This is a genomic window from Streptomyces sp. NPDC050564 (assembly GCF_044457265.1).
Classification (GTDB): Bacteria; Actinomycetota; Actinomycetes; order Streptomycetales; family Streptomycetaceae; genus Streptomyces.
In genome coordinates, this window is sequence record NZ_JBITGS010000010.1 from 137054 (window position 1) to 162180 (window position 25127).

Annotated in this window: 19 protein-coding genes, 1 tRNA gene and 1 pseudogene; 17 read left to right on the top strand and 4 right to left on the bottom strand. The window is 71.3% G+C overall.

Going from position 1 to position 25127, the window contains the following annotated elements; all coding sequences use genetic code 11:
• Positions 1-73 precede the first annotated feature (73 nt).
• The 6 genes from ACIBK0_RS17920 (at position 74) to ACIBK0_RS17945 (ending at position 7829) form a co-directional block, all read left to right on the top strand.
• Positions 74-967, top strand: coding sequence for an FAD binding domain-containing protein (locus ACIBK0_RS17920; protein WP_399080650.1), 894 nt, complete (start codon positions 74-76; stop codon positions 965-967).
• On the top strand, positions 964-2493 hold the full coding sequence (locus tag ACIBK0_RS17925; protein WP_399080652.1) for a 2Fe-2S iron-sulfur cluster-binding protein: 1530 nt from the start codon (positions 964-966) through the stop codon (positions 2491-2493). Before ACIBK0_RS17920 ends, ACIBK0_RS17925 begins: the two co-directional genes overlap by 4 nt.
• Positions 2490-4796, top strand: a complete 2307-nt coding sequence (locus ACIBK0_RS17930) for a xanthine dehydrogenase family protein molybdopterin-binding subunit (protein ID WP_399080654.1) — start codon at positions 2490-2492, stop codon at positions 4794-4796. Before ACIBK0_RS17925 ends, ACIBK0_RS17930 begins: the two co-directional genes overlap by 4 nt.
• The gene (locus ACIBK0_RS17935) at positions 4793-4921 is read left to right on the top strand and encodes a hypothetical protein (protein ID WP_399080656.1); all 129 of its coding nucleotides are present in this window, start codon (positions 4793-4795) and stop codon (positions 4919-4921) included. Before ACIBK0_RS17930 ends, ACIBK0_RS17935 begins: the two co-directional genes overlap by 4 nt.
• A 360-nt stretch (positions 4922-5281) precedes the next feature.
• Positions 5282-6439: an SUKH-4 family immunity protein gene (locus tag ACIBK0_RS17940; protein WP_399080658.1), complete on the top strand. Its 1158-nt coding sequence runs from the start codon at positions 5282-5284 to the stop codon at positions 6437-6439.
• Positions 6440-6791: 352 nt separating this feature from the next.
• A complete protein-coding gene (locus ACIBK0_RS17945; RefSeq protein ID WP_399080660.1) occupies positions 6792-7829 on the top strand; it encodes a chitinase in 1038 nt (345 codons plus the stop codon).
• Positions 7830-8173: 344 nt separating this feature from the next.
• On the opposite strand, the gene ACIBK0_RS17950 is transcribed toward ACIBK0_RS17945, so the two are convergent.
• On the bottom strand, positions 8174-8905 hold the full coding sequence (locus tag ACIBK0_RS17950; RefSeq protein ID WP_399080662.1) for a DUF4365 domain-containing protein: 732 nt from the start codon (positions 8903-8905) through the stop codon (positions 8174-8176).
• 410 nt (positions 8906-9315) lie between these two features.
• On the opposite strand from ACIBK0_RS17950, the pseudogene ACIBK0_RS17955 reads away from it, so the two are divergent.
• Positions 9316-11550: pseudogene (locus ACIBK0_RS17955) on the top strand (alkaline phosphatase family protein); the annotation flags it as partial.
• 167 nt (positions 11551-11717) lie between these two features.
• On the opposite strand, the gene ACIBK0_RS17960 reads toward ACIBK0_RS17955, so the two are convergent.
• Positions 11718-11792: transfer RNA gene (locus ACIBK0_RS17960), tRNA-Cys, on the bottom strand.
• A 272-nt stretch (positions 11793-12064) separates the two neighbouring features.
• Here ACIBK0_RS17960 and ACIBK0_RS17965 point away from each other — a divergent pair.
• The 7 genes from ACIBK0_RS17965 (at position 12065) to dapE (ending at position 20160) form a co-directional block, all read left to right on the top strand.
• The gene (locus ACIBK0_RS17965) at positions 12065-13486 is read left to right on the top strand and encodes an MFS transporter (RefSeq protein WP_399080664.1); all 1422 of its coding nucleotides are present in this window, start codon (positions 12065-12067) and stop codon (positions 13484-13486) included.
• 48 nt (positions 13487-13534) lie between these two features.
• Positions 13535-13726 (top strand): hypothetical protein, encoded by a 192-nt coding sequence (locus ACIBK0_RS17970; RefSeq protein WP_399080666.1) that lies wholly within the window; start codon positions 13535-13537, stop codon positions 13724-13726.
• Positions 13723-14109: a type II toxin-antitoxin system death-on-curing family toxin gene (locus ACIBK0_RS17975; protein ID WP_399080668.1), complete on the top strand. Its 387-nt coding sequence runs from the start codon at positions 13723-13725 to the stop codon at positions 14107-14109. Before ACIBK0_RS17970 ends, ACIBK0_RS17975 begins: the two co-directional genes overlap by 4 nt.
• A gap of 116 nt (positions 14110-14225) precedes the next feature.
• Entirely contained in the window at positions 14226-16079 is a 1854-nt protein-coding gene (locus ACIBK0_RS17980; RefSeq protein WP_399080670.1) for a DEAD/DEAH box helicase, read from the top strand.
• Between the two features lie 478 nt (positions 16080-16557).
• On the top strand, positions 16558-17199 hold the full coding sequence (locus ACIBK0_RS17985; protein WP_189184748.1) for an IclR family transcriptional regulator: 642 nt from the start codon (positions 16558-16560) through the stop codon (positions 17197-17199).
• A 421-nt stretch (positions 17200-17620) separates the two neighbouring features.
• Positions 17621-19093 carry an amino acid permease gene (locus ACIBK0_RS17990; protein ID WP_399080944.1) on the top strand — a complete coding sequence of 491 codons (1473 nt, stop codon included), beginning with the start codon at positions 17621-17623 and terminating at the stop codon, positions 19091-19093.
• Positions 19090-20160, top strand: a complete 1071-nt coding sequence (gene dapE, locus ACIBK0_RS17995) for a succinyl-diaminopimelate desuccinylase (protein WP_399080673.1) — start codon at positions 19090-19092, stop codon at positions 20158-20160. The genes ACIBK0_RS17990 and dapE overlap by 4 nt, the downstream gene beginning before the upstream one ends.
• Here dapE and ACIBK0_RS18000 read toward each other — a convergent pair.
• Positions 20132-21736, bottom strand: coding sequence for a PucR family transcriptional regulator (locus ACIBK0_RS18000; RefSeq protein WP_399080675.1), 1605 nt, complete (start codon positions 21734-21736; stop codon positions 20132-20134). The genes dapE and ACIBK0_RS18000 overlap by 29 nt on opposite strands.
• A gap of 302 nt (positions 21737-22038) precedes the next feature.
• Here ACIBK0_RS18000 and ACIBK0_RS18005 point away from each other — a divergent pair, with 302 nt between their 5' ends.
• From ACIBK0_RS18005 to ACIBK0_RS18015, 3 genes are read left to right on the top strand one after another with little or no spacing between them, the layout of a single operon-like run.
• Positions 22039-22965 carry a chorismate synthase gene (locus tag ACIBK0_RS18005; protein ID WP_399080677.1) on the top strand — a complete coding sequence of 309 codons (927 nt, stop codon included), beginning with the start codon at positions 22039-22041 and terminating at the stop codon, positions 22963-22965.
• Positions 22962-24083 (top strand): o-succinylbenzoate synthase, encoded by a 1122-nt coding sequence (menC, locus tag ACIBK0_RS18010; RefSeq protein ID WP_399080679.1) that lies wholly within the window; start codon positions 22962-22964, stop codon positions 24081-24083. The genes ACIBK0_RS18005 and menC overlap by 4 nt, the downstream gene beginning before the upstream one ends.
• Positions 24084-24139: 56 nt before the next feature.
• Positions 24140-24928 carry a PDZ domain-containing protein gene (locus ACIBK0_RS18015; protein ID WP_399080681.1) on the top strand — a complete coding sequence of 263 codons (789 nt, stop codon included), beginning with the start codon at positions 24140-24142 and terminating at the stop codon, positions 24926-24928.
• Here the strand turns inward: ACIBK0_RS18015 and ACIBK0_RS18020 are convergent.
• Positions 24925-25110: a hypothetical protein gene (locus ACIBK0_RS18020; RefSeq protein WP_399080946.1), complete on the bottom strand. Its 186-nt coding sequence runs from the start codon at positions 25108-25110 to the stop codon at positions 24925-24927. The two genes, ACIBK0_RS18015 and ACIBK0_RS18020, sit on opposite strands and share 4 nt — an antisense overlap.
• Between the last annotated feature and the right edge of the window lie 17 nt (positions 25111-25127).

Here is a 25127-nt window from a genome sequence, read left to right on the forward strand (position 1 = left end):
GTCCGCCCTGTCAGCACGTACCGTACGGCAGCACAGGTGGGACCAGGTGGGGCAGCGGGAAGGGGCAGCCGGTTTGACCACGCACGCACCGCAGGCGGCGCAGGCCGTGACGCTGCCCGCCTCGCTGGACGAGGCAGTGGCGGCGCTGGCCGCCATGCCCGCCGCCGTTCCGGTGGCCGGCGGCACCGACCTCATGGCCGCCGTCAACTCCGGACAGCTGCGGCCCGCCGCGCTCGTCGGCCTCGGCCGGATCAGCGAGATCCGCGGCTGGCAGTACCAGGACGGCCACGCGCTGCTCGGCGCCGGCCTCACCCACGCCCGCATGGGGCGCCCCGACTTCGCGGCCCTCATCCCGGCGCTGGCCGCCGCCGCGCGTGCCGCCGGACCGCCGCAGATCCGTAACGCGGGCACCCTGGGCGGCAACATCGCCTCGGCCGCGCCTACGGGGGACGCGCTGCCCGTGCTGGCCGCCCTGGAAGCCACGCTGATCATCGCGGGCCAGGGCGGAGCCCGCCGCGAGATCCCTGTCTCGCACCTGCTCGCGGGCATGGAGATGCTCCGCGGCGGCGAACTCATCGGCTACGTGCGCGTGCCGCTGCTGCATGCGCCGCAGGTCTTCCTGAAGGCGACCGGACGCACCGGACCCGGGCGCGCGATCGCGTCCGTGGCGCTCGTCCTCGACCCCGCTCGGCGCGGAGTGCGGTGCGCCGTCGGAGCCATAGCGCCGATGCCGCTGCGGCCACTGGACGCCGAGGCGTGGGTCGCCCAGCTGATCGACTGGGACGGGGAGCGGACGCTCGTGCCCGAGGCGCTGAGCGCCTTCGGGGAGTACGTCGCCGCGGCCTGCATCCCCGACCCCGTCCCGGCCGAGGACGGCTCCGTGCAGCCGCTACCGCCCGCCGTACTGCACCTGCGGCGCACCGTCGCCGCGCTGGCCCGACGAGCACTGGGGAGGGCACTGTCGTGACCGACGACCAGCACGGAGAGGGCACTCCGCAGAGCGGCGGCCGGTGGGATCCGCTGCCCCAGGGCGACTACGACGACAGCGCGACCGCCTTCGTCCAGCTCCCCGAAGGCGGTATCGACGCCCTCCTCGCGGACCGGGACAGCCCGCTCGCGGCGCCCGGGCACGGTTACGTGCCCCCGCAGATCACGATCGCGCCCACGACGCCCGGGGCGACGGACCCGGCGGCCACCGGCACCTGGGCGGTGCCCGCCGAGGCCGTCCAGTGGCCGGATCCGAACGCCGGACCCCAGGGGGGCGAGTCGCAGCAGGGCGTGAACGACCGGTTCTCGTACCACCCGGGAGCCACCGGGCAGTGGGACTTCGGCCAGGCGGCACAAGATGCCGCCACCGATGGGCATTCCGAGCACTCGGCACCTTCCGGACAGTCGGTGCACTCCGGGCATGACGTGACCGGGCAGTGGTCGATTCCGGTCGCCGGCGGTGACCTTCCGGACGAATCGGGCGAGTTCACCACGTCGGCGCTCGTCGAGCAGTGGGGCGGGACGCCACCCGCCACGCTTCCCGGCGGCGCGGCCGCCCCCTGGGCCACGGAGGCCATCGGACAGGCGTGGTCCGCCGAGCCGGAGAAAACGGCCGCTGAGGCTCCTGCGGAGTCTCACGCGCAGTCGCATACGGAATCGCCCACGCAGGCCGCCCAACAGGCCGCCGAGCCCGTTCACGGGGCTCCCGAGCCGGTCGCCGGGCCCGATCCGATGGCCGGTGATCCGGCGGAGGCAGCCGAACCGGACCCGGCACCCGAGGACCGGGAAGCCTCGGAGACTGCCGAGGGCGCCGTCGCCGAGGAGGCGCGGGACGCGGACACCCTCGCCCCGCCCCCGCACGACGAGCACCCCCTCGCCTCGTACGTCCTGCGCGTCAACGGCGCCGACCGTCCCGTGACCGACGCCTGGATCGGCGAATCGCTGCTCTATGTGCTCCGCGAGCGGCTCGGCCTCGCGGGCGCCAAGGACGGCTGCTCGCAGGGCGAGTGCGGCGCCTGCAACGTGCAGGTCGACGGGCGGCTCGTGGCGTCCTGCCTGGTGCCCGCCGTCACCGCCGCGGGCAGCGAGGTGCGCACCGTCGAGGGCCTGGCCGCCGACGGGCAGCCCTCCGACGTGCAGCGGGCGCTCGCCAAGTGCGGCGCCGTGCAGTGCGGTTTCTGCGTACCGGGTATGGCGATGACCGTGCACGACCTGCTCGAGGGCAACCCCGCGCCGACCGAACTGGAGACCCGCCAGGCGCTGTGCGGCAATCTGTGCCGCTGCTCCGGCTACCGCGGGGTGCTGGACGCCGTGCGCGAGGTCGTCGCCGAACGCGAGGCGCACTCCGCGGCCGACGCCGCGCCGGACGCCGACGAGGCACGTATCCCGCACCAGGCAGGCCCCGGCGCGGGCGGCGTCCACCCGTCGGCGTACGAGGACACTGCTCCGTACGATCCCCGAGCGCCGCATGAGCAGCCGTACGGCCAGGACGGAGGCCAGGCGTGAGCAACGAAGCCGCGACCGCGACACCGGCGGTACCCGAGACCGGCCCCGAGCCCGTGCCGCACGGACTCGGCGTCTCGCTGCCCGCCGCCGACGCCCGCGCCAAGACGGAGGGCACCTTCCCGTACGCGGCCGACCTGTGGGCCGAGGGCCTGCTGTGGGCCGCCGTGCTCAGGTCGCCCCATCCGCACGCGCGCATCGTGTCCATCGACACCAGCCACGCGCGCGAGATGCCCGGTGTACGGGAGGTCATCACCCACGAGGACGTGCCCGGCAGCGCGTTGCACGGGCGCGGCAGGGCCGACCGCCCGGTGTTCGCCTCCGAGGTCGTACGCCACCACGGAGAGCCCATCGCGGCCGTCGCCGCCGACCACCCGGACACCGCGCGCATGGCCGCGGCCGCCGTCATCGTCGAGTACGAGGTACTCGACGCGGTGACCGACCCGGAGCAGGCCTTCGAAGCCGAACCCCTGCACCCCGACGGCAACCTGATCCGGCACATCCCGCTGCGCCACGGCGACCCGGCCGCGGCCGGCGAGATCGTCGTCGAGGGCCAGTACCGCATCGGCCGACAGGACCCGGCCCCCATCGGCGCCGAGGCCGGTCTCGCCGTGCCCCGCCCCGACGGTGGGGTCGAGCTCTACGTCGCCTCCACCGACCCGCACGCCGACCGTGACACGGCCGCCGCCTGCTACGGCCTGGAACCCGAGCGGGTGAAGGTCGTCGTCACCGGCGTCCCCGGCGCCACCGCCGACCGCGAGGACCAGGGCTTCCAGCTCCCGCTGGGCCTGCTGGCGCTGAAGACCGGCTGCCCGGTGAAGCTCACCGCCACCCGCGAGGAGTCCTTCCTGGGCCACGCCCACCGGCACCCCACCTTGCTGCGCTACCGCCACCACGCGGACGCCGAGGGCAGGTTGGTGAAGGTCGAAGCGCAGATCCTGCTCGACGCGGGCGCCTACGCGGACACCTCCGCCGAGTCGCTGGCCGCCGCCGTGTCCTTCGCCTGCGGCCCGTACGTCGTCCCGAACGCCTTCATCGAGGGCTGGGCCGTGCGCACCAACAACCCGCCCTCCGGCCACGTACGCGGCGAGGGCGCCATGCAGGTGTGTGCCGCCTACGAGGCGCAGATGGACAAGCTGGCGAAGAGGCTCGGCATCGACCCGGCGGAACTGCGCCTGCGCAACGCGATGGCCACGGGGGATGTGCTCCCGACCGGCCAGACGGTGACGTGCCCGGCTCCGGTCGCCGAACTCCTGCAAGCCGTAAGGGACTTCCCGCTTCCCGCCCTGCCCAAGGACACGCCCGAGGAGGAGTGGCTGCTCCCCGGGGGCCCCGAGGGTGCGGGCGAACCCGGTGCCGTACGCCGTGGCGTCGGCTATGGCGTCGGCATGGTCCACATGCTCGGCGCCGAGGGCGCGGACGAGGTCTCGACAGCCACGGTGAAGGTCCACGACGGCGTCGCCACGGTGCTCTGCGCGGCCGTCGAGACCGGCCAGGGCTTCACCACGCTGGCCCGGCAGATCGTCCAGGAGACGCTCGGCATCGACGAGGTGCACGTGGCGCCGGTCGACACCGACCAGCCGCCGGCGGGCGGGAGTTGCCGCGGCCGCCACACGTGGGTGTCGGGCGGCGCGGTGGAACGGGCCGCGAAGATGGTCCGCACACAATTGCTCCAGCCCCTGGCGCACAAGTTCGGCATGTCCACGGAACTGCTGCAGATCACGGACGGCAAGATCACGTCGTACGACGGTGTGCTGTCGACGACCGTCACCGAGGCGATGGACGGCAAGGAGTTGTGGGCCACCGCGCAGTGCCGCCCGCATCCCACGGAACCCCTGGACGCCGCCGGGCAGGGCGATGCCTTCGTGGGCCTGGCCTTCTGCGCGATCCGCGCGGTGGTGGACGTCGACATCGAGCTGGGCTCGGTCCGTGTCGTGGAACTCGCCCTCGCCCAGGACGTGGGCCGGATCCTCAACCCCGCGCAGCTCGCCGCCCGGATCGAGGCGGGCGTCACCCAGGGCGTGGGCGCCGCGCTGACGGAGAACCTCCGTACGGCGCGTGGCCTGGTCCGCCACCCCGACCTCACCGGGTACGCCCTTCCCACCGCGCTGGACGCCCCCGACATCCGCATCGTCAAGCTGGTCGAGGAACGCGACGTGGTCGCCCCCTTCGGCGCGAAGGCGGTCAGCGCGGTGCCGGTCGTGACGTCCCCGGCAGCGGTCGCGTCCGCCGTCCGAGCGGCGACGGGACGCCCGGTCAACCGCCTCCCCATCCGCCCCCAGGCCGCGGTGGTGACGCCGTCATGAGCGTTCCCGAACCCGAGCCGCCGCGCTATGAACCGCCGCCCAGCGTCGGGAAGCTGATGCTCTGGGTGCTGCTGTTCGTGTTGGCGGCCGTGGTGGTCGTCGTGGGTGGCGTCTACCTCAGCTGAAGGTTCGGCGGGTGGGCCGTTTTCTCGCCCCCTGCGCCCCGGAAGGGGCGTGGGGAACTGCGCGACCAGCCCCCACCGTCCCGCGGTCAAAGACAACCCGGGGGGTCTGGGGGCACAGCCCCCAGGACGGGAATGGGTAGGGGCGGCGGGGGCGGAAAACATCGGCCGTCCGAGGACGGTCCGGGCCAGGGCCCGGGGGTTCCGGGGCGTATGTTTCCCCGGTGTGGGCGGGCCGTTCCTGCGCGTTTCTGGCGTTGTCAGTGGTGCGGCGTATGGTTCTGGTCAGTGGGGAACTGCCGCTGGGCGGCCAGGTGTTCCCACCTGGGGGAAGCACGATGCGTTCACATGCGCGGGGGAGCCATGAGTACGACTGACACCGATGTCGGCGGCGTGATCACGCTGACCGACGACGAGCTGGATCCGTATGTCACGCACGCGGCGACGCGCCGGTGGCTGACGGGTGCAGGACTGCCCTCCGACGGCGCGCTGCTGGGGTTCGGCACGCTGCGGGAGCACGGGCTGCGAAGGCTCGCGGACCTGGCCGGCGACGCGGAGAAGCTCGCCGAGGAGCTGAAGGACCAGCTCGTCATAGGGGCGCTGCGCAGCCTCGACAGGGACCTGGAGTCGATCGTGCTGGACGGGACGACGGGGGAGGTCTCCACGACGTACGTCCACCGGAACCCGGCCCTGATGGACCTGTCCCCCCTCGCCCCCTCCCTGGAGGCGCTGCTGCGCTTCGCCGCCGCGACCGAGGAACTGACCGCGTCCCGAGGCCAGTTCGGCCCGAAGGCGGTCGCGGAGACGTCGGACCGTCTGACCGCCGTCTTCGAGTCGGGCGCGGGTGACGAGGTGTCGCCGTACTGGCGGATGGCCGCCCTGATCCGCCCGCTGGCCCGGATCGCCGGGCCGGGCGACGGACTCGTCCTGGACCTGCCGAAGCGGCTGCTGGACGCGGAGTTCGGCGCGGGCGGGATCATGCGCTTCGAGGAGGTCGACTTCCCGTCCGCGCTTGCGCACGAACCCACACGCCGGTTCCTGCGGGAGACGGGCCTGCCCGAGGACGGGATCCTCTTCCAGCTGGACACGGAGGTGCCGCTGCCGGCGCTCAGCGAGTACTACGCGGACGAGCGCCCCGGCGACTTCACCGCCGGCGAACTCCCCGCCGCCGCGGACCGTCTGATACGCCTCGGCCATCTGCTCGAGGACACGAGCCTCGTCGTGGACGGCATCACGGGCGCGGTCCTCGCATGGAGCGAACCGGACCTCACCCTCCGCCCCCTCAACGCCGACATCTCCACCCTCGCCTTCACCCTCTGGCTGCTCCACCGTGAGAAGACGATCGACGCGGCCCACGACCTGACCGATTCCTACGAACAACTCGCCGCCACGATGGCCCAGACCCTCGCCACGGTCGACCCCGTCGCCTGCGATCCGACCCCGTCCCTCCCCGGCGACGACGGCTGGCGCTACTGGCCCGAGATTTTCGAGGACCAGGCGGGCGGAACGCTGTACGCGTAGGCGGACGCCGCACACCAACGACCTCGTGCCACGGCCGGCCGTGCACGAGGTCGTCAGTCGACCAGGCCGGGCTGGAGATCCACGCCTGTGCGGTCGGGCCCGCGTATCAGGGTCGAGCGTGACACCCCACCTCCCGCACCAACTCGGGTCAGTGAACTGTAAAGAACCTTGACAGATGATTGGTCTAGTCCAACGATAGTCGTCGTTCGCCCCCGGTCAGGGGGAGTTCGCCGGCGCTCACCGATCCGGCGTACGTCTCTCGGTTCTGTCTTTCCGCTGTCCCCGCCTGCTCTTCTTCGCTATGGGAGCGTCAATGAGACGACCTGGTCCTCTTCGTGCGTTGCTGTCCTGCATGACCGTCACCACCCTGTCGGCCGGGCTGGTTGCCCTTGGGGGAGGTGGCGCGCTCGCCGCGCAATCGGCACCCTCGTACACCGGGAAGCCCATGCCCGCACACGTCGCGGCGCCGTACTTCGAGGCATGGACCGGCGAAAGCCCGGCCACGCTCGCCGCCGAGTCGGGCAACAAGTACCTCACGATGGCCTTCCTCCAGACCGCCGAGGCGGGCTCGTGCACCGCCTACTGGAACGGTGAGTCCAGCCAGCCGATCTCCAAGGCGACGTTCGGCGGTGACATCGCCAAGATCCAGGCCCGCGGCGGCAACGTCATCCCGTCCTTCGGCGGCTACAGCGCCGACACCACCGGCACCGAACTGGCCGACAGCTGCGCCAGCGTCGACTCCATCGCCAAGGTCTACGAGAGCCTCGTCACGACCTACGGCGTCACCCGGATCGACCTCGACATCGAGGCCGACTCCATCAACAACACCGCCGGGATCGACCGCCGCAACAAAGCCATCGCGAAGGTCCAGCACTGGGCCGAACGCACCGGCCACCGCGTGCAGTTCTCCTACACACTCCCCACGACCACCACCGGCCTCGCGCCCAGCGGCGTCGCGCTGCTGCGGAACGCCGTCGACAACGGCGCGCGCGTGGACGTCGTCAACATCATGACGTTCGACTACTGGGACGGCGCCACCCACGACATGGCGGCCGACACCGAGACGGCCGCCTCAGGTCTGCACGACCAACTGGCGGCCCTCTACCCGAAGAAGAACCCGGCGAAGCTGTGGCACATGATCGGCGTCACCGAAATGCCCGGCATCGACGACTACGGACCCGAGGAAACCTTCACCACGCAGGACGCCCTCACGGTGGAGAAATGGGCCGTCGCCCAGGGCATCAACACGCTCTCCTTCTGGGCACTCCAGCGGGACAACGGCGGCTGCGTAGGCACCGCCGGCGCCAACTCCTGCTCCGGGATCGCCCAGGACACCTGGCAATTCAGCCACACCTTCGAGCCGTTCACGCGCGGCGCCGGCGTCAGCTAGTCGACCCGCCCGGCGATCTCAAGGCGTACCGCCCGCGCCGTAGGGGCGGGCGGCACGGCGGCGTCAACTTGACCGGCACCGAGAAGCAGCCGACGTCGCAGCACACCCGCCCCACGGTGACCCGGCCCGACACGCACCGGCCCTCGCCCACCCTCCTCGCAGTCGCCCCGCGACCAACCTCCACGAGCGGTCCACGGCCGGCGCAAACTGCGATTCTTCGACGTAGTCGAGGACGAGGGGGCGGCACCTCTTCCGAGGTGCCGCCCTTTCGTCTTGCCTCCTCCGGCAGCAGAGGCCGTGGCGGGAATCGAAGCCGTGACTCCCTTGCGGAGACTTGGCGGGAGTCAGACGGGGTCGCGCTGCTCGATCGGCCGACGCCACCACTCCGTGGACTTGAAGCAGCCCATCAGCCAGTGCGCTTCCGCAATGTCGAGGATGACATCGCCGACCGACGGGATCGGCTCGAAGCGGAGCATCAACTCCTGGATGGGCACGGGCTCCCAGTCCAGGTCGTGATGGAGCAGGACCGCGTATGGCTGTCCGCGGCGCTGCCAGAAGACCATGGGTTCGAGGATCTCGTTCTCGAAGGGTTTGACGATGTCGTCCGGGGCGAACTCGACGTCTGCCATGTCCGCCCACCTCCCGACTCCCTCGCGTTCCCTGGCCAGGTAGTGCCGCATGCCCCGCACGAACGTGTCGAGGCTCGCGTCGTCCAGTACGGACTCCCGGGCGACGACGATGGACTTCGCCGTCTTGCGCAGCGCCCTTGCTCGGCGGAGCTGACGGGTTGCGTTGGCCCAGAAGAGGCCACCCCGCTCGGGATCGTGGACCACGCAGAGCACAGGGAAGCTGCCATCGCGCCAGTTGTCCCCGTGATCGCCGACCGGGACGCGGTGTCCGCGTCTGGTCTGGGTAGAGACCCCGCCCTTCACCTGTATGGCCACGGAGTCCTCCGTCCGCTGCCCGTTCTGGACGAAGGTGACGTGGAGGTCCTCGCCGTGGTCGTTACCGCCGTCGATCTCCTGCACGATGTGGCCGTGCCGCTCCAGCAGCGCACGTAGCTCATTCACCGCCATGCGTCCGATACGCCGGCTTTCAGGCACCTTCGGCATCGATCCCCCTCACGATGTGCGGGGCCCAGGGTTCTGCCTCTGTCGGGAAAAGTCGCTCACGTCACCGTCCCCCATCGACGGGTCACACAGCCTGTCGCCGTGTCACATGGTCCGGGCTCAGCGTCCCAACAGTCGAGCGAATAGTGCCGGACAATCCTGCGGCCCGGCTCGGGTGCCGCGTACCGCTGCAACGCCTGCCGGCCCTGCGCCCGGCTGAGGAAATGGAGATCCATGGCGGCGGTCAGGGCGCTTTTCGAGCATTTCGCTGACTCACCTGAATGCCCGTTGGGGCGAGAGTGGCTCGGTATCAGCAGGGACAATCCTCTTAGCTCTGAACCCACGTCACACCGCCTTGCAGAGGAGGAGAGAAGACAATGGCCGGGTCGAACTTCCGTACCCTCGCGATCGGCGGCGCAGCCATAGCCACTGTCGCCACCGCCTGGGCGCTCGGGGACCCGACCCGTGCCGCATCTGCCCGAGCCGAGGCTTCGTCGGCCGCGGCAACGAAGCGGATCGTGTCCTCCGCGCTCGCCATCAAGACCGCCGGTCCCAGGAAGGACGGCACTGCAATCACGCCCCTTGGATACCGGGTCACACCAGCGGGTGACCAGACCCGGCTCGGGGACCTCCCACTGAACGCAGCTCTTCACCCGAACGGTCGCTATCTGCTGGTGACCAACAACGGTCAGGGCGTACAGAGCCTGCAATTGGTCGATATCCGGACGAGGAAGGTCGTCCAGACACTGTCGTATCCGTCGCCGGAGTCGCTGTACATCGGCCTGGCGTGGAGTCCGGACGGCAGGACCGCATACGCCAGTGCCGCGGCGAACTCCAAGATCCGGGTGCTGTCGTTTGCCGGTGGCCGACTCACCGAATGTGATCCCATCAAGCTGCCCACCAAGTCCCCAGAGGGCAAAGCCGTCACGCTTTTCCCGGCCGGCCTGGCCATCAGCCCGGACGGAAGGAAACTGGTGGTCGCCGATCAGCTCGGCAACGCCGTGACGGTCGCCGACACCGTCAGCGGGCGGGTGCGGACCGTCGCCGCGGGTCGTCGGCCGGTGTGGGTGACGCTCAGCAAGGACGGGCGAACGGCCTACGTGTCGAACCAGGGCGCCGACACCGTCGACATCGTTGATGTGGCAGCCTCGGCGCCCCGGACAACCGGGCGGATCAAGGTGGGTCTGCATCCGAACAAGTCGGTGCTTTCCGCGTGCGGCCGGAAGCTGTATGTCGCGAACGGCGACGCCGACAGCGTCAGCGTGGTGGATCTGGCGACCAGGAGCGTGATACGCAGCTTATCCGTATCGCCGTCCAAGAAGGCTCTCGTCGGCAGCAACCCCACGGGTCTGGCCCTGGACCCTGCGGGCAAGCGGCTCTATGTCACCAACTCCGGCAACAACAGCGTTTCGGTGCTCGATCCGACCAGCGGCAAGGATCTGGGACGGATTCCTACCGGCGGGTACCCCAGTGCGGTCATCTGGCACAACGGACGCCTGTGGATCACGAATGCCAAGGGGCTGGGGGCGGGCCCGAACAACGGTCCCGGATACCCCAACCCCGAGCGCTTGAGCCGGACGTCCCCCAGCCAGCAGCTCGCGTCGATGGTCGCCGGCACGTTGAGCAGCGTGGATGTGCCGGACCGGGACGAACAACTGGATGCGTACACCCGTCAGGTGGAGCGCAACAATGCCCCGGTGACCAGGGGCGGTGGTGCCGTCGTGCCGCGCAAGGCCGGCGAAGAGACTCCCATCAAGCATGTGATCTACATAGTCAAGGAGAATCGCAGCTACGACCAGGTGCTCGGCAGTCTGGAGAAGGGCAACGGCGACCCCGGCCTCAACCTGTTCGGGGACGAGTCGGCGCCCAACACACGCGAGTTGGCGCGGCGCTTCACCACCATCGACAACTTCTATGCCGACGGCAAGGTCAGCGCCAGCGGCTGGAACTGGGCGGTCCAGGCCAACTCCAACCCCTACGCGGAGCAGATGTGGCCCGCAGCCTACTCCGGCCGCAAGGGTGTCTACCCCGGCGGCAACAACGCCCCCGAGAACGCTGCGCAGGCCGCCAAGAACTCCTACCTCTGGCAGCGCCTCGACAAGGCCGGCGTGAGCTTTGCCAACTTCGGCTTCTATGCGAGGCGTCAGGGGGACGAGGCGCATGCCGCGGATCCGGTGCTCGACGCCCGGACCGACCACGAGTTCCAGGTACAGCTGGGCTGTCCGGACTCGTCGGGAACGTTCGTCCCCACCAAGAAGAACTGTCTGACCCCACGGGTCGACCAATGGCTGAAGAGCTTCCGCAGATACGTGACCAAGGGCGACATGCCGACGGTGCAGTTCGTCGAGTTCCCCAGTGACCACACCTTGGGCACCAAGGCCGGGCAGCCCACTCCCAAAGCGATGGTGGCCGACAACGACTACGCCCTCGGCAGGCTGGTGGATGCGGTGTCCCACTCACAGTTCTGGAAGGACACCGCCATCTTTGTCACCGAGGACGAGGCCCAGAACGGGCCCGACCACATCGATGCCCACCGGACGCTCGCCTTGGCGATCAGCCCGTACACCCAGACGGGAAAGGTCGACTCGACCTTCTACAGCACCGCTTCGATGGTCCGCACCGTCGGCCTGTTCACCGGAATCGGCCCCCTCACCCAGCTTGACGACTATTCAACGCCGCTGAGTGCGTCCTTCACCGACAAGCCTGACTACCGGCCTTACTCGGCGATCAGACCGACCTATCCGATGAACAGCCTCAACATCGCCCCCATTCAAGGCGCTGGAGGCCGTGGCGGGAATCGAACCCGCGTAACTCGCTTTGCAGGCGAGCCCCTGAACCACTCGGGCACACGGCCGAACACATTGGCCGTCACTCAGGCGGACGGCCAATGTCAGGTGCGGCACGGCTCACTCGTTCCGAACCCGATGAGAAGACCGTAGGCGGCGGCACGGGCGGGGCTCAAGGGATGGGCGAGCGCCGCAACGGGACTGCCATACGCCGTTCATGAACGGCCGGGGCCGGGGCCCGGGGCCAGGTGGGTCGTGGCTGGTCGTACGACCAAAGGCCCAGTCGATCACCGTCTCCGGACAGGGGCGAATGTCAGTTGTGCCCCTTACGCTGACAGTCATGGCAGCCCTGGAAACGAGTGATGTCACGACGGCACCGTCGGAGGCGGAAGGCGGTGTGCTGAGCCGCCGGTACCGGGCGCTCAGTGTCGGGATCGTCTCCGTCGTGCTGGTGATCGCCTTCGAGGCGACCGCCGTGGGGACGGCGATGCCCGTGGCGGCGCGGGAACTCGACGGGGTGTCGCTGTACGCGTTCGCGTTCTCGGGGTACTTCACGACGAGCCTGTTCGGGATGGTGCTCGCCGGGCAGTGGTCGGACCGGGACGGGCCGCTGGCCTCGCTGACCGCGGGGATCGGTGCGTTCGCGGCGGGGCTGCTGCTGTCCGGGACGGCGGCGTCCATGTGGGTGTTCATCCTCGGGCGGGCCGTGCAGGGACTCGGTGGCGGGCTCGTGATCGTCGCCCTGTACGTGGTGGTCGGGCGGGCCTATCCGGAGCGGTTGCGGCCGTCGATCATGGCGGCGTTCGCGGCGGGCTGGGTGGTGCCGTCCGTGGTCGGCCCGCTCGCGGCGGGCGTGGTGACCGAACACCTGGGCTGGCGCTGGGTGTTCGTCGGGATTCCTGTCCTGGTCGTACTTCCGCTGGCCCTCGCGCTTCCCCGGATCCGGCGGACGTCGGGAGGGGCGGGGAAGGCCGTCCCCGCGCCCCTCGACCGGCGGCGTATCCGGCTGGCGCTCGGGATCTCGCTGGGCGCCGGCCTCCTCCAGTACGCCGCCCAGGACCTGGAGTGGCTGTCGCTCGTCCCGGCCGCCGCCGGTGCCGCACTGCTCGTCCCGGCCGTCCTCGGGCTGCTGCCACGCGGTACGTACCGGGCGGCGCGCGGCCTGCCGTCCGTGGTGCTGTTGCGCGGGGTCGCGGCCGGGTCGTTCATCGCCGCCGAGTCCTTCGTGCCGCTCATGCTGGTCACCCAGCGGGGGCTCTCGCCGACACTCGCCGGGTTCTCGCTCGCGGCGGGCGGCGGGACCTGGGCGCTGGGTTCGTATGTGCAGGCGCGGCCGCGCGTGGAGCCGTACAGAGACCGGCTGATGTTCCTCGGCATGGTGCTGGTGGCGGCCGCCGTCGCCACCGCGCCCAGCGTGCTGATCCACGCCGTGCCCGTGTGGATCGTGGCCGTCGCCTGGGGGTTCGGCTGCTTCGGCATGGGTCTGGTGATCGCCTCGACCAGTGTGCTGCTGCTCCACCTCTCGGCGCCCGAGGAGGCCGGGGCCAACTCCGCCGCGCTGCAGATCTCCGACGGTCTGTCCAATGTGCTGCTGCTCGCCGTGGGCGGCGCGGCCTTCGCGGCGCTGGGCGGCGGCACGGTCACGGACGCGGCCACGTCCGCCTCCGGTTCGCATCCCGCCGCCTTCGCCGCCGTGTTCCTGCCCATGGCCGCGGTGGCGCTGGTGGGTGCCTGGGTGACGACGCGGCTGCGGGAGCGGTGAGCATAAAACCCGTCGGATCGGGCCGGTGCCGTGCTCTAGCTTCCTCGCATGGAACTTCGCCTCGATCCGGCCCTCGCGCAGGCGCTCGACGACCTCGCCGACGCGCAGGACCGCCTGCCGGAAGAGATCGCCGAAGCGGCCGTACGCAGGTATCTGCGGGAGGAGGGCGCGCACGTCCGCGCCCTCGCCACCCGGCTCGCGAAGGAGCACGCCGAACTGTTGAGGAGGCTCGGCGAATGACCGGCACCCGCACCCGTCACCTGACCGTCGCCGAGGTGACGGACCTCGCGGAGGTCGCCTTCGGCGGCCGCGCACCCGAGGCCCGGGAGCCGGGGCTGCTGGCCTCGGCGGTCCACCGCCCCCGCGCCCGGATGCTCGGCGTCACCGCCTACCAGGACCTGTACGAGCAGGCGGCCGCGCTGTTGCACGCCATCGCCACCAACCACCCACTCGTCGACGGCAACAAGCGGACGGCCTGGCTCGCCGCGGCCACCTTCCTCGCCGTCAACGGCGTCGACCTCGTGTCCTGTGACCAGGACGCTGCGTACGACCTGGTCATCGATGTGGCCTCCGGTGAGGAGAGCGGCATCGGGGCGATCGCGGACCGGCTGCGCGGTCTGTGAGGTGGATCCCATCCACGGCTGACCCGGCGTCGTCCGCGCGTTGACACATCCGGGTCGCCGGTAGGGTGGCCCGGTTGTCATACGTAGCCGAGCCGCCCAACCACCCCACGGAGACCGTGACTACCGCCCGCCCGTCGCCCGCCACCACCCTCAACGGAGGGCCCTCCGGGCCCGCCCCTACCTTCGCCACAGCGTCCTCCTCGCATCACCTCTCACCCGCCTTCCCCGGCCGTGCCCCCTGGGGCACCGCCAACAAGCTGCGTGCCTGGCAGCAGGGGGCGATGGAGAAGTACATCCAGGAGCAGCCGCGTGACTTCCTGGCCGTTGCCACGCCCGGCGCCGGTAAGACGACGTTCGCGCTGACGCTCGCGTCCTGGCTGCTGCACCACCATGTCGTGCAGCAGGTGACCGTGGTCGCCCCGACCGAGCATCTGAAGAAGCAGTGGGCGGAGGCGGCCGCACGGATAGGGATCAAGCTGGATCCCGAGTACAGCGCGGGGCCGCTCAGCAAGGAGTACCAGGGCGTCGCCGTGACGTACGCGGGTGTGGGCGTGCGACCCATGCTGCATCGCAATCGGGTGGAGCAGCGCAAGACCCTCGTCATCCTCGACGAGATCCACCACGCCGGTGACTCCAAGTCCTGGGGCGAGGCCTGCCTCGAGGCCTTCGAGCCCGCCACCCGCCGGCTCGCGCTCACCGGTACGCCCTTCCGGTCCGACACCAACCCCATCCCCTTCGTGGCGTACGAGGAGGGGAACGACGGGATTCGGCGGTCCGCCGCCGATTACACGTACGGATACGGGTCCGCCCTCGGCGACGGTGTCGTGCGGCCCGTCATCTTCCTCTCCTACAGCGGCAACATGCGGTGGCGTACGAAGGCGGGGGACGAGATCGCGGCGCGGCTCGGCGAGCCGATGACCAAGGACGCCATCAGCCAGGCCTGGCGTACCGCGCTCGATCCGCGCGGCGAGTGGATGCCGAGTGTGCTGCGCGCCGCCGACCAGCGGCTGACCGAGGTGCGCAAGGGCATCCCGGACGCCGGTGCCCTCGTCATCGCCTCCGACCAGGACTCGGCGCGCGCGTACGCCAAGCTCATCCGCGAGATCACCGGTACGAAGGCGACCCTCGTCCTCTCCGACGACACGGGTGCCTCGAACCGCATCGACGAGTTCAGTCACAACGACGACCGATGGATGGTCGCGGTGCGGATGGTGTCCGAGGGCGTGGACGTGCCGCGGCTCGCCGTCGGCGTGTATGCGACGACGATCTCGACCCCTCTCTTCTTCGCGCAGGCCGTCGGCCGCTTCGTGCGTTCCCGGCGGCGCGGGGAGACCGCGTCCGTCTTCCTCCCGACCGTCCCCGACCTCCTCGGCTTCGCCAACGAGATGGAGGTCGAGCGTGACCACGTCCTCGACAAGCCCAAGAAGGAGGGCGAGGAGGACCCGTACGCCGAATCCGAGAAGGAGATGGAGGAGGCGAACCGGGAGCAGGACGAGGACACCGGGGAGCAGGAGCAGTTCTCCTTCGAGGCGCTGGAGTCGGAAGCGGTCTTCGACCGGGTCCTCTACGACGGCGCCGAGTTCGGGATGCAGGCCCACCCGGGCAGTGAAGAGGAGCAGGACTACCTCGGGATTCCGGGGCTCCTCGAACCCGACCAGGTTCAGCTGCTGCTGCAGAAGCGGCAGGCCCGGCAGATCGCGCACAGCCGCAAGAAGCCGGACGAGGAGGCCGATCTCCTCGAACTCCCCGCCGAGCGGCGGCCCGTGGTCTCCCACAAGGAGATGCTGGAGCTCCGCAAGCAGCTCAACACCATGGTCGGCGCGTACGTCCACCAGAGCGGCAAACCGCACGGCGTGATCCACACCGAGCTGCGGCGCGTGTGCGGGGGGCCGCCGAGCGCGGAGGCGACGGCGGGGCAGCTGCGGCAGCGGATCGCCAAGGTGCAGGAGTGGGCCACCCGGATGCGGTGACGCCGGGCGCCATGCCTGAGCGGGTGGGTGGCCTCGGGGTGCGAGGCGTGTGGCTTTCCCGCGTTCGGTGCGGGTGCGTATGTCACGTACGGGCGAGTGTTCCCGCCGTACAGAGGCTCCGCCGTACAGCGCATGTTCCCTCCTCACAGGCGCGTGTTGTGCCGTGTGCGCTGTGTGCAAGGGTGGTGCACGCCGAGTGGTGTGTGCTGTGCGTACCGGGACAAAGGGCAAGAGTCCGTACCAGCCACTGCCCGGATTCTGGACGGAGACTTCCGCTGAGCGGACCGGCTCGCTACTGTCCCGCTACGCACACGCCCCGTGGCAGCGCCGCCGCGGAGCGCAGCCGTGAAGCGACTCACGCCCGGGAAGAACCCGGGTCGTCAGCCGACCGGCGGCCTCTGAAGCGCGTCGCCGACGGGACTCGGTGTCGCAACCGCCGCGAGGGGGCCGTCGACCTCACCACGAAGGAGTGGGCGTCGTGACCGCGGAGACCTCTCAGACGCTCGACCGGGGACTGCGCGTCCTCAAGCTGCTCGCCGACACGGATCACGGGCTGACCGTCACCGAACTGTCGAACAAACTCGGTGTCAACCGGACCGTTGTGTACCGGTTGCTCGCCACGTTGGAGCAGCACGCTCTCGTGCGCCGTGATCTGGGCGGCCGTGCCCGGGTCGGGCTCGGGGTGCTGCGGCTGGGCCGCCAGGTGCATCCGTTGGTACGGGAGGCCGCGCTGCCCGCGTTGCGGTCGCTGGCCGAGGACATCGGCGCCACCGCTCATCTCACGCTGGTCGATGGGACCGAGGCGCTGGCCGTCGCGGTCGTGGAGCCGACGTGGACAGATTACCACGTCGCCTATCGCGCCGGGTTCCGGCATCCGCTGGACCGGGGGGCTGCGGGGCGGGCGATTCTCGCGGCTCGGCAGGCGCCGGTGGGGGAGCCGGGGTACACGCTGACGCATGGGGAGTTGGAGGCGGGGGCCAGTGGGGCTGCGGCGCCGCTGATCGGGGTGACGGGCGTTGAGGGCAGCGTCGGCGTCGTGATGCTCGCCGACTCTGTGCCCGAGCGGGTCGGGCCTCGCGTGGTGGACGCGGCCCGGGAGGTCGCGGACGCCTTGCGCTGACGCCGGCTCACCGGGTACCCGGCGTCGGGGCTGGGCTCGGAGGGCGGGGGCGGGTGTGGTGGGTCGCGCAGCCCGGCGCTTACAGGGAGCCGCTTCCCTTGGGAGGGGACGGGCGCCGCTTTCTTTGGGAGGGGACGGGCGCCGCTTTCTTCGGGGCGAGACGGGTGCCGCTTTCTTTGGGACGGGACGGGCGCCGCTTTCTTCGGGATGGGTGCCGCCGTTCTTCGGGACGGGTGCCTCCCCAGTGGCACATTTGCCCACAGCTGTGCAGGGCCGTGTTTCCGGCTGTCCCCTGACTTTGGCCGACCCGCCAAAGCGCCTCCCGTATCTCTGGCCGATAGGCCCACCGCCCGCCGTCCCGCCGTCCGCATCATCGGTGCACTGATGGCGGAACGGTGGAGGGAGTGGCCCGGTGGAGACAGTGCGTACGCGGGCGGATGTCGGGCAAGAGGGCGGGTGGGCGGCTCGGCTGACGCGGCGGCAAGGGGTCGGGGCGCTGGTTGCCGAGGCTGCCAGGAGTCCGCTCAAGCGGACCATGGGGGTCGGGCAGCTCACGTTGCTCAGTGTGGGGGCCACGCTCGGGACCGGGATCTTCGTGGTGCTCGGGGAGGCCGTTCCCGAGGCCGGGCCCGCGATCGTCGTGTCGTTCGTGCTCGCCGGGGTGACCGCGCTGTTCTCCGCGCTGTCGTACGCCGAGCTGGCGGGCATGATCCCGGGCTCGGGCTCCTCCTACAGCTACGCCTACGCGACCCTCGGCGAGCTCGTCGCCTGGGTCTGCGGCTGGTGTCTGATCCTGGAGTACGGGGTGTCGGTGGCCGCCGTCGCGGTCGGCTGGGGGGAGTACGTCAATGAACTGCTGGAACTGACCGTCGGGGTGACCCTGCCCGATTCCCTCAGCGCGCCGCCCGGTGACGGCGGTGTGCTGAACATCCCCGCCGCCGCCATCGTGGTCCTCTCCATGGTCGTCCTGCTGCGGGGCGCCCGCGAGAGCGCCGTCGCCAACACCCTCATGGTCGGCGTGAAGATCGCCGCCCTGGTCATGTTCTGCGCGGTCGCCTTCACCGCCTTCCGCGCCGGGAACTTCACGCCCCTCTTCCCGCTCGGCACGGCCGGCATGAGTGCGGGCGCCGCCTCGCTCTTCTTCTCCTACATCGGCTTCGACGCCGCCTCGACGGCCGGCGAGGAGGCCAAGAACCCGCAGCGCGATCTCCCGCGCGCGATCATCCTGTCCCTGGTCCTCGTCACCGCGCTGTACGTCCTCGTCGCGGTCGCCGCGCTCGGTGCCATGCCGTGGCAGAAGTTCGAGGGGACCGAGGCCACGCTGAGCGAGGTGCTCGTGCAGTCGGTGGGCGGCGGCAGTCTCTGGCCGATCCTCCTCTCCATCGGTGCGGTCGTCGCTACCACCAGCGTCGTCCTCACCGTCCAGTACGGGCAGATCCGCATTCTCTTCGCGATGTCCCGGGACGGACTCGTACCGTCGCTGTTCTCCAAGGTGCACCCCACCACCGGGGTGCCGCGCGCCAACACGGTCATCGTCTCCGGCTTCATCGCCGTGCTCGCCGCGCTGATCCCGCTGGGCGCCCTCGCCGACGCCACCAGCATCGGCACGCTCTTCGCCTTCATGCTGGTCAACCTGGCCGTCATCCTGCTGCGCCGCCGCAGCCCCGAGGCGCCCCGCTCCTTCCGGGTGCCCTTCTCGCCCGTCACACCGATCCTGGGCGTCGGCTTCTGCGCGTACATGCTGTTCAGCCTGGGGACGGACACGTGGGTCGCGTTCGGCGTGTGGATGGCCGTCGGCCTGGTGATCTACTGGCTGTACGGGATCAAGAACTCCAAGCTCGGCCGCACGGCGCACGACGGACACGCGGCGCACGACGCACGGGAGCCGGCGTGACCTCCCTCGACCTCACCACCGACGTCGTCACTCTCACCCGGGTCCTCGTCGACATCCCCTCCGAGAGCGGCGAGGAGGCCCGGCTCGCGGACGCCGTGGAGGCGGCCCTCACCGGGCTCGCGCACCTCACCGTCGAACGCGTCGGCGACTCGGTGGTCGCCCGCACGGACCTCGGCCACCCCGAACGGGTCGTGATCGCGGGCCACTTGGACACCGTCCCCGCCGCCGGGAACCTGCCCTCCCGCCTGGACGGCGACCTGCTGTACGGCCTCGGCGCCTGCGACATGAAGGGCGGCGTCGCGGTCGCCCTGCGGCTGGCGGCCACCGTCCCCGTGCCGGCCGCGCGCGACATCACGTACGTCTTCTACGAGTGCGAGGAGGTCGAGGGCGACCGCAACGGGCTCGGCGGGATCGCCGCCGAGCGGCCGGATCTCCTCGAGGCCGACTTCGCGATCCTCATGGAGCCCTCCGACGCCGGGGTCGAGGCCGGCTGCCAGGGCGTCCTCATGGCCGACATCACGGTGCGCGGCGAGCGTGCGCACACCGCGCGCGCCTGGACGGGCGTGAACGCCGCGCACCGCGCCGGGGCCGTCCTCCAGCGGCTGGCCGACCACACTCCCGCGCGGGTCGTGATCGACGGCCTGGAGTACCGGGAAGGGCTGAACGCCGTCGCCGTACGGTCCGGGGTCGCGGGCAATGTCGTACCCGACGAGTGCGTGGTCACGATCAACTCCCGTTTCGCGCCCAGCCGTTCGCCGAAGGAGGCGGAGGCGTACGTACGCGACCTCTTCCCGGAGTACGACGTCGACGTCACCGAGGTGGTGCCGGGCGCCCTGCCCGGGCTCGGCCAGGAAGCCGTGGCCTCGCTCGTCGGCGTGCTCGGTGTGATGCCCCGTCCGAAGCTCGGCTGGACCGATGTCGCCCGGTTCGCCGCGCTCGGTGTCCCGGCGCTCAACTGCGGCCCCGGAGACCCGCTGTTGGCGCACACGGCGGGCGAGTACGTGCCGGTGGCGCAGCTGCGCGTGTGCGAGGAGCGGCTCAGGAGCTGGCTGACGGCGCCGCCCTGAGCCCCGCCAGCGTCCGCAACTGCAGCCACAGAACGAGCCGTTCGTCGGGATCGTCGAGGTCGATGCCGAGCTGCTGCTGGGCCTGCCGCAGGCGATAGCGGCAGGTGTTGGGGTGTACGGCGAGCAGCCGGGCCGCGCCCGCCATGTCGCAGCCGGCGTCCAGCCAGGAGACGAGGGTGCGGGCGTAGTCGGTGCCGTGCTCGGTGTCGTACGAGAGCACGGTCCGCCACGCCCCTGCACTCAACTCCCGCCGCTCGCCCAGGACTTCGGTGAGGCGGAGGAGGGTGACGCGCGGCCGTACCTCCGCCACGGACGCCACCGGCAGCTCCGGTCCGAGGACGCGCAGGACGAGGTCCGCGTCGGCCCGGGAGGCCGCCACCTCCGCGAGCCCGGGCACGACATCGCCCAGCCCCGCCCGCACCGGCACCCGCAGCGCCGGCCCGGCCCGTCGCACGATGTCCTCGGCAAGCCGCTGGTGCCGGGCTCCGCCGCGCTCGCCGAGCGCCGGCAGCAGCGCGTACACGACTCCGTCGACGAGCACGCACGCGTGCCGCCCGTAGCGCGCCTCGCACTGGAGCCGTACGAGGTCCAGGAGCCGCAGCGCGGTCTGCTCGACGTCCGCCGCCGAGACGGCCGAGTCGAGGACGAAGGCGGCCACGCGGACGGGCGCCGGATCTCCTTCGGGACCGAGGCCGAGGCCCAGGCGGTGGGCGGCGCCGGCCGGGTCCGCGGTGCCGTCGAGCAGGCGGCGCAGCAGGTCCCCGTTCTGGTGCCGGGCCAGCTCCTGGGCGGCCCGCGCGCGCAGCAGGAGCAACGCCGCCGTGGACGCGCCCTGTGCGAGGGCCTCCTCGGCGTCGGGCGCGAGGTTGCCGTCGTCCACGACCCAGAGCGAGCCGAGGGTCTCGCCGCCGGCGCGGACGGCGACGGCGAGGCGGGGGAGGATGCCGGCGGGGTCACCCGGGCCGCCGTCGAGCGCGGGCAGCCGGACCGGGCCGTCGGCCGCGAACAGCACCCGGTACTGCTCCGAGTTCGCCGGGCTGGTCGGCACCTGGAGGCCGAGGATGCCCTGCCTGCGGTCCTCGTCGACCGGCTGCCCCGGCACGGTCGAGTACGCGAGGATCCGCTGGCGCGGGTCCTCGACGGCCGTGGCTCCGCCGACGGCCGTGGCCACCGCGTCGGCCAGCGCGAACAGGTCCCCGAGCCCGCTCCCCGCGGTCGACGGGCGGGCGCCGATCGCCGAGGCGAGCAACAGGTGCACGTGGTGCCAGGCGGCGTCCTCGTCCACCGACAGCAGGGCCACACCCGCGGACTCGGCCTCCGCGAGCGGGCCGTCCGGGCCGCGGACCACGAGCCCGCTCATCCCTGCCTCCGCCGCGGCCCGCGCCAGCGGCCCCGCCGCGGACGCGCGCACCCCGACCGCGAGCAGCAGCGCTCCGGGGGCGCGGGGCAGCGGGGCGTGGGCGTCGTACAGCAGCGCCTCGGTGACCGGCACGGTGAGCCCGGCCGGCGCGGTGTGCAGGCGTACGGAGGGGCCGCCTAGGACGTCCAGCAGATCGCCGAGAGTGCAGGCATCCATGGGGTTCCCTCCTCCGGGGTTGGCCGATCGGGGTTGGTCGATCGGGATTGGTCGATCGGGATTGGTCGATCGGGGTGGCTGATCGGGGTGGTCGATCGGTGTGGCTGATCGGGGTGGTCGATCGGTGTGGCTGATCGGGATTGGTCGATCGGGATCGGTCTTCCAGGTTGGCCGATCGGGCTGCCGACCGGGGCGGCCGACCGGGATCGCCCTACCAGGTTGGCCGATCTCATCAGGAATGTACGCGTGTGTTGTCCTGATGCACAACGCGGGAGCCGCCGACAGCTCCGAGACTCGACCTCATGACAGGAGAAGGCAGGGCAGGCGGCCTCATGGCGGACGACCCCGTGGCACACGGTTCCGCGGCAGTGGCGACGGACTCTGCGCCGGGCGGCACAGCGGCGACCGGTGTACGAGATCTCGCGTCGGCCGCCGCCGACGCGGCAGGCGTCACCCTCCGCACCGTCCATGACGTCACCGGCATCGCCGCCGTGGCCGACTTCTTCAGCGACGTCTGGCAGACCCCGCGCAGCACCCCGCCGTACCCGGCCGAGGTGCTGCACAGCCTCGTCCACGCGGGCGGCGCGGTGCACGCCGCGTACTCGCTGGCCGGGGAGCGGCTCACCGGAGCCTCCGTGGCCGTCTTCGGGCCCCCCGGCGAGGCGGACGTGTACTCCTTCGTGGCCGCGGCCGTCGCCTCCGACCGCGGGGTCGGGTACGCCGTGAAGCAGGCCCAGCGCGTCTGGGCCCTGGAGCGCGGCGCCCGCACCATGCGCTGGACCTTCGACCCGCTGGTCGGCCGCAACGCCCGCTTCAACCTGGTCAAGCTGGGCGCCGCGGGCACGGAGTACCTCGTCGACTTCTACGGGCCGATGGCCGACGGCGTGAACGACGGCGACGAGAGCGACCGGCTGACGGTGACCTGGGACCTCGCCGCGCCCGGTTCCCGTACCGCGGGGGAAGGCGACCGCGACGCCGCGCCCGCCACCCACCGCGCCCCCGACGGCGACCCGCTGGCCCGCCGCGACCTCGCCGACAGCCGTGTCTGGTGCCGGGTACCGGACGACATCGTCAAGCTGCGCACCGCCGACCCGCTGCTGGCACTGCGCTGGCGGCACGCCGTCCGGAAGGTCTTCACGGAGGCCTTCGCCGAGGGCTACACCGCCACGGGGATGTCCAGGGACGGCTGGTACACCCTCACCCGCCCGTCCAGTGAAGGCCACGCATGAAACTCGAACGCGTCGAAGTCGTCCACATCGCCCTGCCTCTCGTCACACCCTTCCGTACGTCCTTCGGGACCATGACGACGAAGGACACCTTCCTCCTGCACGTCGTCACGGACGCGGCCGAGGGCTGGTCGGAGTTCGCCGCCGACCCCGAGCCGCTGTACTGCTCGGAGTTCGTGGCCGGCGCCGAGATCGTGCTCCGCGACTTCCTGCTGCCGCGGGTGGCCGCCCTCCCGGAGCTCACGGCGGCCGCGCTCGCGCCCGCGATGGCGAAGATCAAGGGGCACGAGCTGGCCAAGGCGGCCCTGGAGACGGCCGTCCTCGACGCCGAGCTGCGCGCGCACGCCATGCCGCTCGCGACCTACCTCGGGGCGGTGCGCGACCGGGTGCCCGCCGGAGTGTCCGTCGGCATCAAGGAGTCCGTCCCGGCACTCCTCGACGACGTCGAGCGCTACCTCGCCGAGGGGTACGTCCGCATCAAGCTGAAGATCGAACCCGGCTGGGACCTGGAGCCCGTACGGGCGGTGCGCGAGCGCTTCGGGGACGGACTGCCGCTCCAGGTGGACGCGAACACGGCGTACTCGCTCGCGGACGCCGAGCAGCTGCGCCGGCTCGACGCGTTCGGTCTGCTGCTCATCGAGGAACCGCTGGAGGAGAACAACCTCCACGCGCACGCGCAGCTCCAGAAGCGCATCGCCACCCCTGTCTGCCTCGACGAGTCGCTGCACAGCGCCCGCGACACCGCATCCGCGATCGCCATGGACGCCTGCCGGGTCGTGAACGTGAAGCCCGCCCGGGTCGGCGGCTATCTGGAGGCCCGCCGCATCCACGACGTCGCGCACGCGCACGGGCTGCCGGCGTGGTGCGGCGGCATGCTGGAGACGGGTATCGGCCGAGCACCGAACCTGGCGCTGGCGGCCCTGCCCGGCTTCACCCTCCCCGGTGACACCTCCGCCTCCAGCCGCTACTTCGCCGAGGACATCACCGAGCCGTTCGTCCTCGAGGACGGCCATCTGCCGGTCCCGCGTACGCCCGGCATCGGCATCGAACCGCTCCCGGAGGCGCTGCGCCGCTTCACCACCGCACGGCGGGACCTGTACGGGGGCCGAGCCCGGCGGTGATGTGGGATTGATCCCGCCGGGGGAGCCGCGTCGAGCGGTGACGTTAGATTGATCCTGTGCTCTCTCGCCTCACACGTCCCAAGGCCGTCGCCCTCTGCGCCCTCCCCCTCGTGGCTCTGCTCGCCACGGCGGTGTTCGCGCCGCTGCCGTTCTCCCTGGCGGAGCCCGGCATGACGGCGAACGTCCTCGGCGAGAACCAGGGCGACCCGGTGATCACGATCAGCGGGGCGCCCACGCGGGACACCAGCGGGCAGCTGCGGATGACGACGATCGAGGCGACGGGCCCGGACGCGAGCGTCTCGCTCAGTGATGTGCTCGACGCCTGGTTCGCCACCGACCGGGCCGTGATGCCGCGCGACTCGGTCTACCCGAGCGGGAACAGCGTCAAGGAGATCGAGCAGCACAACGCCGAGCAGATGAAGGAGTCCCAGGACACGGCGACCGAGGCGGCGCTCTCGTACCTCCACGAGAAGAACGACGTCAAGGTCACCCTCAAGCTCGCAGACGTCGGCGGCCCCAGCGCCGGACTGCTCTTCTCGCTCGGCATCGTCGACAAACTGGACGGCGACGGCAGCGGCGGCGACCTCACGGGGGGCCGCACCATCGCGGGTACGGGGACGATCGACGCCGACGGCAAGGTCGGCGCGGTCGGGGGCGTCGCCCTCAAGACGCAGGCCGCCCGCCGCGACGGCGCGACGGTCTTCCTGGTCCCGAAGGCGGAGTGCTCGGACGCGAAGGCGGAGCTTCCCAAGGGGCTGCGACTGATTCCGGTGACCACCCTGAAGGGCGCGGTGGACTCCCTGGTCTCCCTGGAGAAGGGGAAGGGCTCGGTACCGAGCTGTTAGGCGGCGACCACCGGTTTCGGGGCGGCGGCGAGGCGGAGGCCGACCTCTACGAGGGTCCAGCCGAGGCGGGTGCGCAGTTCGCCCGGCTGCCTGGCTTCGGCCGCCAGCCGGTGGGCGTCGGCCTCGGCGCGGAGCTCGGCGGCGCGGGTGTGGTGCAGGGCGAGGTGCGTGTCGGGGTGCAGCATCGGTGCTTCTCCGT